This is a genomic window from Streptomyces sp. ATLC9, assembly GCF_057196705.1.
Genome location: NZ_JBXUOY010000017.1, coordinates 26,108 through 36,759, shown reverse-complemented (window position 1 = coordinate 36,759; position 10,652 = coordinate 26,108). Strand labels below are relative to the sequence as shown.

Here is a 10,652-nt window from a genome sequence, read left to right as displayed (position 1 = left end):
GTGCCGCGCCTCCCACGCGCCGTCCCGCGCCGCATCGCGGACCTGCCCGCCCGCACACCGGTGGCGGCCGGCTCCCTTCCTGCTGCCCGGTGCCGTCCCGGCGTCCGCCGGCCGAGGCCGCGCCCGGCGGACGCCGGTCGCCTTCTCCACCCGCCCCACAGCGGTCAGCCGGTCAGCCGGTCAGCCGGTTGAACAACGAGCCTGCCCCGAGCCCGCGCCCGGGCGTGCGCTCGGGGCAGGGCGCCGGGAGCCCGCCGTGTCCGGATCCGCCTCCTGACCGGCCATCACCTTCCCGGCGGTACGCGGGACTCGGACGCCGTGGCGGCCCTCGCCCATCCGGATCAGTCCAGCGCGCGGGACCGCCGCCCGGCCCCCACGATGAGGATCGGGGCCGCCGGGCGGCGGCCCGTGTCGAGCCATGTCCGGGGAGATACCGCTGTGACCGTCAGTCTTGAGCAACTGAGCCGCTGTTCCGTAGCCGTCGACCTCGGCGCGGCCAGGACCCGGGTCTACCTCAAACGGTTCGGCGTCATCGTGGACGCTCCGTCGGCCGTCGCCGTCAACACCCGCTCCGGAGCCCTGATCGCGGTCGGCGCCCCGGCCGAGCGGATGGTGGGCCGCACTCCCGAGCACATCCGGGTGGTGCGGCCGGTGTCGGGCGGCACCGTGGTGGACATCGACATGGCCCGGCGGATGCTGCGCGCCCTGGTGGGCGACCGGGTCCGCCGGGCCTGGCGGCGCAAGCCGATGCTGCGCGCCGCCGTGTGCATCCCGCACGACGCCGAGCCGCTCGTCCAGCGCGCCGCGATCGAGACGCTCACCGGGATGGGCGCGCGGCGGGTGGAGCTGGTGGACAGCCTCATCGCGGCGGCCGTCGGCTCCGGGCTGCCCGTGGAGGAGCCCGAGGCCACCATGATCGTGATGTGCGGTGCGGCCACCTCGCACGTCGCGGTGCTCTCGCTGGGATCCATCGTCGCCTCCGAGACGGTGCCGGTCGGCGGCGAGATCATCGACCGCGCCGTCGTCCAGCACCTGCGCAACCGGCACGAGCTGATGCTCCCCGGCCAGGCGGTCCACCCCCTGCACCTGGCGATGTCCGTCGCCCCGCCGGAGCAGACCGAGGCCGAGGTGTACGGCCGGGACGTGTCCACCGGGCTGTTCCGCACGGTGAGCGTGGACACCGAGAGCGTGCGCGCCGCCATCCGGCCCCCGCTGACGGCGATGGTGGACGCCATCCGCGGCGTACTGCGCCAGTGCCAGCCCGACCTGGTGGCCGACCTCGCGGACCGCGGGATCATGCTGGTGGGCGGCAGCGCGATGCTGCCGGGACTGGACTCGATGCTGCGGCAGGCCACCGGGATGCCGGTGCACGTCGCCGAGCAGCCGGCCGTCTGCGCGGTGGAGGGCCTGGGCGCGATGCTGGAGGGGCGGGTCCGGCTGCTGCACCGCGATCCGCTCAGCCGCTGACGGGCCGTCCGCCGGCCGCGGGGCCTCCGCGCCGGACACGCCGGCGCCGTCCGCACGGGCCGCACGGCGTTCCCGCACCGCCGCCGGCGCCCGGATCACGACCGCGTACAGCGGCAGGGCGATCGCCAGCCCGGCGCCCGCGCCGAACAGCGCGGTGGGCACGTACCCGTCCCACGGGACGGCCTCCGGCTCCGCCGCCGCGCCCAGCAGCGCCGCCGCGATCAGGACGTCCACTGTGGCCGTGCCGAGCGCCGAGTGGGTGTGCTCGCCCAGCCCCATGAGCCGCGGGGCGACACTGTCCGCGTAGTACGCGGTGTCCGGGGTGAGCGTCCCGGCGACCAGCGCGGAGCGCCGGGAGTACGGCGGCGGCGTGGCTGAGTGTGAACGGCATCCATCCCCCGGGGGCCGTATCGGTTCTCCGGCCACAGCCTATCCGTCCCGTCCGTCCTGTCCCGGGGCGCCGGGAATCAGCCGTTCGGGGCCGGGAAGCGATGCCCGGAGCGGGGCGGCCGGGAGGGGACGGCAGGCGGACCACCGGCCTGCCTCCAGGCCGGTTCGGCCGACCCGAAGTCCGGGCCGGGACCGGCTTCGGGGCCGGCTTCGGGGCCGGTCCCCGGGCCGAGGGAGACCGCCTCGGTCACGGCGGTCCCCGTCTCCCGCACCCCCGAGCCCGTCAGCCGCTCGTACAGCGCCTGCGCGTCCGCCGGCAGATCACGCCGCCACCCGCACGCCACCACCGGCCACAGCAGCACCATCGCGCCCCCCAGCGCGCACCTGACCCCCACCTCCACCCGGCATCCGCCCCCCTCCCAGGGCCACAGCCGGAAGTCGAACCGCGGCATCTGCCATCCCAGCGGCGTCCACATCCGCTGCCCCTGGAACGACACCCGCCGCGGCGGCTCGCACACCACCCGCCGCAGCACGCACTCGCGCCGCCGTCCGGGGAACCGGTAGCGGTACTCCCCCTCCCGCGGATCCACCGGGCGCACCGAGACCACACCCGAGTGCCAGGCCGCCAGCCCGCACCCGTCGGCCAGGCGCCCGAACACCTCCTCCACCGGCAGCGGTATGGACACGTACACCCGCACCTGCGGCATCCGGCACCTCCAGCGAGCGACAGCGCCGGCCACGCGATCGGCCGAGCGCCCCGGCCCGTCCGGGCCCACCTCTACACAGCAAGGCTGGATGCGCGCGCTCCCGGTGTCCTGCGCTCGGGAGCCGTTCGGGTTACGCCCGCGGGCGCCACGCCGGCCGGGGGACGTCGGGGAGGAGCCAGCCGTGGTGGCCGGGCACCGGGAGGGGCAGGTGCGGCGGGGGCATCCGGCCGCTCCCCGCCGCCAGGGACCGGTACACGCGCCACCAGGTCCTCGCCGGGGCCGTACGGGTGCTCATACGGCCGTCAGGGGCCGGCGTTCCCCGAGGCGGCCGTCCGCTGCGGGAGCCCCCGCGCGGGCCTCCTCCCGAGCCACCGGAACCCCCGGAGCCTCCGGGACGGGCGCAGTGAGTGGGGCGCCGGCGCTCCAGTTCCACAGGCGGCTCACCGCGTCCGGCTTCAGGACGTGCCCCTCCTCCCACAGCCGGGCCGCGGCGGTGAGCACCGACCGCCGGTCCCCCTCCGGCCCGCCGGGCCGGGCCGGCAGCATCGGCACCACCGCGCTGGCCTTCAGCCGCACCGCCTGGTGGCGGCGGGCGAACGCGGTGAGTGTCTGCCGGGGACCCGCCTCGATCAGCAGCATGTCGTCGGCCGCGAGCAGTTCGTCCAGCGCGGGCCTGAAGTACACGGTGTCGGTGAGCTGGCGGGCCCAGAAGTCCGGCCGCAGGGCGTCCTCGGGGCTCAGCGGGCCTCCGGTGTAGCCGGAGTAGAGGGGGAGGGCGGGCGGGCGCAGCCGTACGCCGCGGTAGGCGCGCTCGACGGCCTCGGACGCCGGCGCCATCGCCGGGCAGTGGAACGGGCTGGTGGCGGGGACGGCGACGACGGTGTGGCCGTCGGCGCGCAGCGCCGCCTCGACCTCGCCCAGCGGCTCGCGGGAGCCGGCCAGCATGGTCTGCCGGCCCGCGTTGACCGCGGCGATGGCCACGTCGCCGCGCAGGTACGGGCGCAGCTCCTCCTCGGAGGCGCCGACGGCGAGCATTCCGCCCGGTGGGATCTCCACGGCGTACCGCACCCGCTCGCGCATCATGCCGACGGCGTCCGGCAGCGACACCACGCCCGTGAAGACCGCGGCGACCAGTTCTCCGGCGCTGTGGCCGAGGAAGGCGGTGGGGCGCACGCCCCAGCCGAGGACGGTGCGGCCCAGCGCGTAGTCCACGGCGAACAGCAGCGGCTGGGCGCGGCGCACGTCGTCGATGCCGATCTTCGGCGCGCGGGTGGTCCCGTCGGCGAGCCAGTCGGCCCGGACGTCCTCGCCGTCCTCGCCGAACAGGTCGAGCACGGCGTCCATGGCGGCGGTGAACACCGGCTCCCGGCCGTACAGCCCGGCCGCCATCGCGGTGTGCTGGGAGCCCTGGCCGGGGAAGAGGAGGGCGACCGGGCGCGGCCTGCCGGTGGTGACGGCCCTGGCCCCGAGCACCGCCCGCGCGGCCCGTTCGGCGGTGGTGACGGCCGCGGCGCGCACCGGGCCGGGCTCCTGCCCGCAGGGCACCGCGGTGGGCAGGGCGGGGAAGGCCTCGGGGAAGAGCCGGTCGACCATCGGGCGCAGCTCGCCGCGCACCCGGGCCTCGTCGGCCTCGTCCCGGCCGGACCACAGCAGCAGCCGTACGCCAGCGGGGTCGGTGCCGCGGCCGCCGTACCGCAGGGGGTGGATCACGGGTGCGTCGTCAACGGTGCCGGGGGCTGCGGGGGCCTCCCCGGAGAAGTCCGGTACGCCCAGCACGGAGTCGCCGTCCGCGACGGCCTCGGCAGCCCGCCGCACGGCGTGGACGGTGACCGCCTCCGCCCGGGGCTCGCCGAACCCGGCGACGAGCGCGAGGTCGACGTTCTTGGCGAGCAGCTCGCGGTGCGCCCGGCGCAGTGCGCGGCCGGGCGAGGAGGCGGTGTGCACGGGGAACCCCTCGTGCTCCGCTCCGAGGCCCGCGGCGGTGCGGGCGGCGCCGACGAAGACGGCCGTACGCGCGGGCAGGTCCTCCGGTGAGCGGCCGAAGGCCCGCAGCACCGCGGAGACGGCGGCGGCGGTGGCCGTGACCGGCTCCCCGCGGCCGGTCTCCCCGGCCGGCGCGCCCTTGGTGCTGACCACGAGTCTGCGGACCACTGCGGTGTGTTCGGTGAGCGGCATGGGCCCTCCTGTCGGCGGCCGGGTCCCCGGCGGCGGATGGCTTCGGCAAGCGGGAGGCGGGAGAGGGGAGGGAAGGTGGGGTGAGCGGGAACGGCCGCCCTGCCGGAGAGCGTTCGGCAGGGCGGCCCGGGGCCGGCTCAGGCGGGGGACGCCTGGCCGGAGTTGACGAGCTCCAGCAGAGCGCGCGGCGTCTCGGCGTCGACGACCGCGTCGTCCGGTATCGCGATCCCGTACTCGCGCTGGATCTGGCCGATGACCTGGAGGAGTGCGAGGGAGTCGTAGCCGAGGTCGATGAACGGGGTGTCCAGGACATCGCCGTCCAGGTCCACGCCCTCCTCCTCGCCGGCGCTCTCGCGCAGCATCCTGGTCAGGTCGGCCAGGGTCACCTCGGTCTTCGTGGTGATCGCGGACATGTTGGTTCCTCTCTGTGGTGTGCGTGGACGAGGCGGTACTCGTGGGGGGTCGGGGGCCGGTGTGGCCCGGTTCGGTGGGCGCGGCTCAGCCGGCGCGGCGCAGGACGAGCGCCGCGTTGAAGCCGCCGTGGCCGCGGGCCAGCACCAGCGCGGTGCGCAGGTCCGCCTCGCGGGCGCCGGTGACCAGGTCGATCCGGTGGCCGGGGTCGGCCTCGGCGACGCCCGCGGTCGGCGGGATGACGCCGTCTCGCAGTGCCAGCAGCGCGGTGGCCGCGTCCAGCGCGGCGCCTCCCGCCAGCAGCCGCCCGGTCATGCTCTTGGGCGCGGTGACCGGCACGCCGCGGGCGCCGAAGAGGTCCTCCAGCACCTTCGCCTCGGCCCGGTCCAGTTCGGGGGTGCCCGCCGCGTCGGCGAAGACGACGTCGACGTCCGAGGGGGCCAGTGCGGCGTCCGCCAGGGCCGTCTCGGCGACCCGGCGCAGCGCGGGCGGCCGGCCGCTGCCGGGCGCGGGGTCGAGGCCGGCCGCGTAGCCGGCGACGGTGCCGTAGACGTGTTCGGCGCCGCGCTCCCGGGCGGAGTCGGCGTCCTCCACGATGAGGATCGCCCCGCCCTCGCCGGGCACGTACCCGCTCGCCTCCGCCGAGAAGGGCAGGTAGGCGCGGGAGGGGTCGGAGACGGTGCTCATCAGGCCGGAGGCGATCTGCGGGACCCAGCCCCAGGGGCACAGGGCCGCGTCGACGCCGCCGGTGACGACCACGGGCACGCCCTTGCGGACGTGGCGGCGGGCGTGGCCGATGGAGTCGACGCCGCCGGCCTGTTCGGTGAGCAGCACCCCGCTGGGGCCGCGCATCTTGTGGCGGATGGAGATCTGCCCGGTGTTGACGGCGTAGAACCAGGCGAAGGACTGGTACGCGCTGACGTACTCCTTGCCCTGGCTCCACAGGTTCTGCAGCTCGCGCTGGCCGAACTCCACCGCCCCGCCGGAGGCGGCGGTGACCACGCCCATGCCGTACTCGGGCAGGTCGCCGGGGACGATCCCGGCGTCGGCGACGGCCCAGTCGGCCGCGGTGAGCGCCAGGCGGGTCATGTGGTCGGTCTGCGGCATCAGCCGGCTGGGGATGTGCTCCTCGGCGACGTAGCCGGGGACCTCGCCGCCGACGGTGGAGGGGTACTGGGAGGGGTCGAAGCGGGTGACGCGCCCCAGGCCGCTCTCGCCGGCCAGGGTGGCCCTCCAGTAGTCCTCGGTGCCCAGGCCGTTGGGGGCGGCGATGCCCAGGCCGGTCACGACCGCGGTGGTCCGTACGGCCGGCGCGGCCGCCGGCGCGGGCCGTACCGCCGGCGCCGTCGGTGTCGCTGTCATCGGGTACTCCTCTCCGGCCGGGCGAGCAGCATGGCGCTCTGGAAGCCGCCGAAGCCGCTGCCGACGCTGAGCACCGTGTCGGTCTTCTTCTCCCGGGCGGTCAGCGGGATGTAGTCGAGGTCGAGTTCGGGGTCGGGCTCGTGCAGGTTGGCGGTGGGCGGCAGGACGCCGTGCTCCATCGCCAGGGCGCAGGCCGCGATCTCCAGGGAGCCGATGGCGCCCAGCGAGTGGCCGATCATCGACTTGATGGAGCTGACGGGGGTGGCGTACGCGTGGTCGCCCAGACTGCGCTTGAAGGCGCCGGTCTCGTGGCGGTCGTTCATCTTGGTGCCGGAGCCGTGGGCGTTGATGTAGTCGATCGCCGTCGGGTCCATGCGGGCCTCGTCCAGGGCGGCGTCGATGGCCTCGGCCATCTCGCGGCCGTCGGGCTTGAGACCGGTCATGTGGTACGCGTTGCAGCGGGCGGCGAAGCCCGCGATCTCCGCGTAGACGTGGGCCCCGCGCCTGCGCGCGCTCTCCAGTTCCTCCAGGACCAGGATCGCCGCGCCCTCGCCCAGGACCAGGCCGCTGCGGGTCCGGTCGAAGGGGCGGCAGGCGCTCTCGGGGGTGTCGTTGCGGGGCGTGGTGGCGTGGATGGCGTCGAAGCAGGCCGAGGTGATGGGCGAGATCGGCGCCTCCGTCGCACCCGCGATCATCACGTCGCAGGTGCCCTCGCGGATCAGCTCGACCGCGTGGCCGAGCGAGTCCAGGCCGGAGGTGCAGCCGGTGGAGACCACCGCCGCCGGCCCCTCGGCGCCGGCCTCCTGGCCCACCTCGGCGGCCATGGAGCTGGGCACGAAGTGCCGGTACAGCTCGGGCACCGCGTACTCGTGGTCGACGTTCCACTTGCGGCCGCCGTCGCTGACCACCACGTACTCGCGTTCCAGGCTGGTGGTGCAGCCCACCGCGCTGCCGAGCGAGGTGCCGATCCGGGACGGGTCCAGGGCGGAGACGTCCAGACCGCTGTCGGCCAGCGCCTCGCGGGTGGAGACGACGGCGAACTGGGCGGCCCGGTCGAGCCGGCGGATCTCCTGCGGGCTCAGGCCCGCGGCCGCGGGGTCGAAGTCGCACTCGGCGGCGACCCGCGAGCGGAAGGGGGAGGCGTCGTAGAAGGAGATCGCGCGGGTCGCGGTGCGTCCCGCGGTGAGCAGCTCCCAGTACTCCTTGACGCCTACCCCGCCGGGGGCGACGACGCCCAGACCTGTGATCACGACTCTGCGTACCACCGCTTACCTCCCCTTCGACGGGACCGGGTGCCGCTGTCGGCATCCGGCGGTTGGAACTGTGCGGGCCACTGCCGTTCCCTTCGTCCGTGACGCTCTCGTGGCGCTTGCTGAGGTTTTCGGCGGCCGGGGCGGTTCGGGGGTCGGTCCCTTCCCGCCCCGGTGCCGGACCGGGCGGCCGCCCGCTCGTGACGCGCCGCCGCTTCCGGTGAACTCATGGTTGAAGCCGTCCCTAGACGGGGACTCGCGCCTGCCTGGACGGGCCGGCGGCCACCGCCTCCGAGGACCTTTGGGCACTACAGCGGGACGTTGCCGTGCTTGCGTTCGGGCAGGTCGGCCTGCTTGCGGCGGAGCATGGCCAGGGACCGGGCCAGGACCCGCCGGGTGTCGGCGGGGTCGATGACGTCGTCGACCAGGCCGCGCTCGGCCGCGTAGTAGGGGTGCATCAGCTCGGCCCTGTACTCCTCGACCAGTTCCGCCCGGGTGGTCTCGGGGTCGTCGGAGGCGGCGATCCGCCGCCGGAAGATCACCCCCGCGGCGCCTTCGGCGCCCATCACCGCGATCTCGTTGGTCGGCCAGGCGTAGGTCAGGTCCGCGCCGATGGACTGGGAGTCCATGACGATGTACGCCCCGCCGTAGGCCTTGCGCAGCACCAGCGAGATCCGCGGCACGGTGGCGTTGCAGTACGCGTACAGCAGCTTCGCCCCGTGCCGGATGATCCCGCCGTGCTCCTGGTCCACCCCCGGCAGGAAGCCGGGCACGTCGACCAGGGTCACCAGGGGGATGTTGAAGGCGTCGCAGGTGGAGACGAACCGGGCGGCCTTCTCGGAGCCGTGGATGTCCAGCACGCCTGCCAGCTGCTGGGGCTGGTTGGCGACGATGCCCACCACCTGGCCGTCGATGCGCGCCAGCGCGCACACCACGTTGCGCGCCCATGCCTCGTGCACCTCGAAGCACTCGCCGTCGTCGACGATCTCCTCGATCACCGCGCGCACGTCGTAGGCGCGGTTGCCGTCGGCCGGGACGAGGTCGGCCAGCGCCTCGCAGCGCCGGTCGGCCGGGTCGGCGCCGCGTACGGCGGGCGGCAGCTCCCGGTTGTTGGACGGCAGCAGGGACAGCAGGTAGCGCACGTCCTCCAGACACTCGGCCTCGTCGTCGTGGGCGAAGCCGGCCACACCGGAGCCGGCGGCGTGCGCGTCGGCGCCGCCCAGCCCGTTGTGGGTGATCTCCTCGCCGGTGACCGCCTTGACGACGTCGGGGCCGGTGATGAACATCTGCGAGGTGTCGCGGACCATGAACACGAAGTCGGTCAGCGCCGGGGAGTAGGCCGCCCCGCCCGCGCACGGGCCCAGCATCACCGAGATCTGCGGGATGACCCCGGAGGCGGCGGTGTTGCGGCGGAAGATGCCGCCGTAGCCGGCCAGCGCCGTCACGCCCTCCTGGATGCGGGCGCCGGCCCCGTCGTTGAGGGAGACCAGCGGCGCGCCCGCGGCCCGCGCCAGGTCCATCACCTTGTGGACCTTGGCGGCGTGGGCCTCGCCCAGGGCGCCGGCGAAGACGCGGAAGTCGTGGGCGTAGGCGAAGACGGTGCGGCCGTGGACGGTGCCCCAGCCGGTGACCACGCCGTCGCCGTGCGGTTTGCGGTCCTCCAGGCCGAAGCCGGTGGCGCGGTGGCGGCGCAGCGGCTCGATCTCGGTGAAGGTGCCCTCGTCGAAGAGGACCTCCAGCCGCTCGCGGACGGTGAGTTTGCCCCTGGCGTGCTGCCGGCGGGTGGCGTCCGGGTCGGGGCCCCGGCCCACCTCCTCCTTGAGGCGGAGCAGTTCCGCGGTGGCCCGGCGCAGGTCGGGGCCGGGTTCCACCATCCGGTCCGGTGCCCGGTCCGGGGCGGTCCGCGATGCCGGCGCACTCGTCGTGATGTCGTCGAGGATCGTCATCGGCCGAACGTAGGAACGCCGCCTAGAGGTCGGCTGGAGCAGCCGCCGGGTCGTTCCCGCGTCCGTTCCGCGTCGGCCGGCCGGCGCGGCGCCGCGCCCCCTGTCAGCCGGGGGCGCCGGTCAGCGCGCCGCGTGCGCCGTGGCGTCCAGCTGCGGATCGCCGGAGAGCACCGCGTGGTGCAGCCGCTGGAGCTTCGGCGAGGGCTCCATTCCCAGCTCCTCGATGAGCGTGTTGCGCAGCCGCTGGTACGCCTCCAGGGCCCGCCAGGAGTTGCCGGAGCGGTGCAGGGCCACCATCAGCTGGGCGCAGAAGTTCTCGTGCATGGGGTGACGGGCCGCCAGTACCCTTAGCTCGGGAACGAGTTCGGTGTGCCGGCCCAGTCGCAGGTCGGCGTCGACACGGCGCTCCAGGGCCGCCATCCGGTCCTCGTCCATACGCAGGACCTCCAGTTCCAGGACGCTGCCGACCCTCACGTCCACCAGTGCGGGGCCGTGCCACATCTTCAGCGCGCGGCCCAGCATCTCGGAGGCCGTGCGGTCGTCGCCGGCGTCGTAGGCGGCCCGGCCGGACGCGGCCAGCTGCTCGAACTCCTGGACGTCCACCTGGCCGGGCTGGACCTGGAGCAGATAGCCGCCGTGCTGGGTGACCAGCACGTCCTTGGCCTCCCGCGCCGGGTCGCCCTCCAGTGCCACCGCGATCCTGCGCCGCAACTGGAGGATGTAGGTCTGCAGGGTGGTGGCGGCGCTGCGCGGGACGTTCTCGCCCCAGATCTCCTCCATCAGGGTCGGCACGGTCACCACGTGATCGGCCTGGAGTGCGAGCAGTGCGAGGATCTGCCTCGGCTTGGCGGCGCTCGGGACCACAGACACTCCCCGCTCCACCGCCGCGAGCGGACCCAGAACCTTGATCTCCATGGTGTGCTCTCCCCTTGTCGAGCTCAATC

8 protein-coding genes are annotated in these 10,652 nt (G+C 75.0%); 1 reads left to right on the top strand and 7 read right to left on the bottom strand.

The genetic code is table 11. The features are described from left to right. The first annotated feature begins 438 nt into the window (after nucleotides 1-438). Nucleotides 439-1,467, top strand: coding sequence for a rod shape-determining protein MreB (gene mreB, locus AC2CJA_RS03665; RefSeq protein ID WP_484601186.1), 1,029 nt, complete (start codon nucleotides 439-441; stop codon nucleotides 1,465-1,467). Between the two features lie 467 nt (nucleotides 1,468-1,934). Here the strand turns inward: mreB and AC2CJA_RS03660 are convergent, their stop codons facing one another. The 7 genes from AC2CJA_RS03660 to AC2CJA_RS03630 all read right to left on the bottom strand — a co-directional run bounded on the left by AC2CJA_RS03660 (nucleotide 1,935) and on the right by AC2CJA_RS03630 (nucleotide 10,623). Further along, nucleotides 1,935-2,564 (bottom strand): SRPBCC family protein, encoded by a 630-nt coding sequence (locus AC2CJA_RS03660; protein WP_484601185.1) that lies wholly within the window; start codon nucleotides 2,562-2,564, stop codon nucleotides 1,935-1,937. A 291-nt stretch (nucleotides 2,565-2,855) separates the two neighbouring features. Then, complete coding sequence (locus tag AC2CJA_RS03655; protein ID WP_484601184.1) at nucleotides 2,856-4,739, bottom strand: acyltransferase domain-containing protein; 1,884 nt, start codon at nucleotides 4,737-4,739, stop codon at nucleotides 2,856-2,858. Between the two features lie 137 nt (nucleotides 4,740-4,876). After that, nucleotides 4,877-5,152 (bottom strand): acyl carrier protein, encoded by a 276-nt coding sequence (locus AC2CJA_RS03650; RefSeq protein WP_484601183.1) that lies wholly within the window; start codon nucleotides 5,150-5,152, stop codon nucleotides 4,877-4,879. Between the two features lie 85 nt (nucleotides 5,153-5,237). Next, nucleotides 5,238-6,512: a ketosynthase chain-length factor gene (locus AC2CJA_RS03645; protein ID WP_484601182.1), complete on the bottom strand. Its 1,275-nt coding sequence runs from the start codon at nucleotides 6,510-6,512 to the stop codon at nucleotides 5,238-5,240. Then, nucleotides 6,509-7,777 (bottom strand): beta-ketoacyl-[acyl-carrier-protein] synthase family protein, encoded by a 1,269-nt coding sequence (locus AC2CJA_RS03640; protein ID WP_241713487.1) that lies wholly within the window; start codon nucleotides 7,775-7,777, stop codon nucleotides 6,509-6,511. Before AC2CJA_RS03640 ends, AC2CJA_RS03645 begins: the two co-directional genes overlap by 4 nt. A gap of 293 nt (nucleotides 7,778-8,070) precedes the next feature. After that, nucleotides 8,071-9,636: an acyl-CoA carboxylase subunit beta gene (locus tag AC2CJA_RS03635; RefSeq protein ID WP_484601187.1), complete on the bottom strand. Its 1,566-nt coding sequence runs from the start codon at nucleotides 9,634-9,636 to the stop codon at nucleotides 8,071-8,073. 192 nt (nucleotides 9,637-9,828) lie between these two features. Then, a complete protein-coding gene (locus AC2CJA_RS03630; RefSeq protein ID WP_241713489.1) occupies nucleotides 9,829-10,623 on the bottom strand; it encodes an AfsR/SARP family transcriptional regulator in 795 nt (264 codons plus the stop codon). Nucleotides 10,624-10,652 lie beyond the last annotated feature (29 nt).

Bases quoted from the DNA above. Each gene is read 5' to 3' on its own strand.
- AC2CJA_RS03660 (WP_484601185.1), bottom strand. From the start codon at position 2,564: ATGCCGCAGGTGCGGGTGTACGTGTCCATACCGCTGCCGGTGGAGGAG.
- AC2CJA_RS03635 (WP_484601187.1), bottom strand. From the start codon at position 9,636: ATGGTGGAACCCGGCCCCGACCTGCGCCGGGCCACCGCGGAACTGCTC.
- AC2CJA_RS03650 (WP_484601183.1), bottom strand. From the start codon at position 5,152: ATGTCCGCGATCACCACGAAGACCGAGGTGACCCTGGCCGACCTGACC.
- AC2CJA_RS03630 (WP_241713489.1), bottom strand. From the start codon at position 10,623: ATGGAGATCAAGGTTCTGGGTCCGCTCGCGGCGGTGGAGCGGGGAGTG.
- AC2CJA_RS03645 (WP_484601182.1), bottom strand. From the start codon at position 6,512: ATGACAGCGACACCGACGGCGCCGGCGGTACGGCCCGCGCCGGCGGCC.
- AC2CJA_RS03655 (WP_484601184.1), bottom strand. From the start codon at position 4,739: ATGCCGCTCACCGAACACACCGCAGTGGTCCGCAGACTCGTGGTCAGC.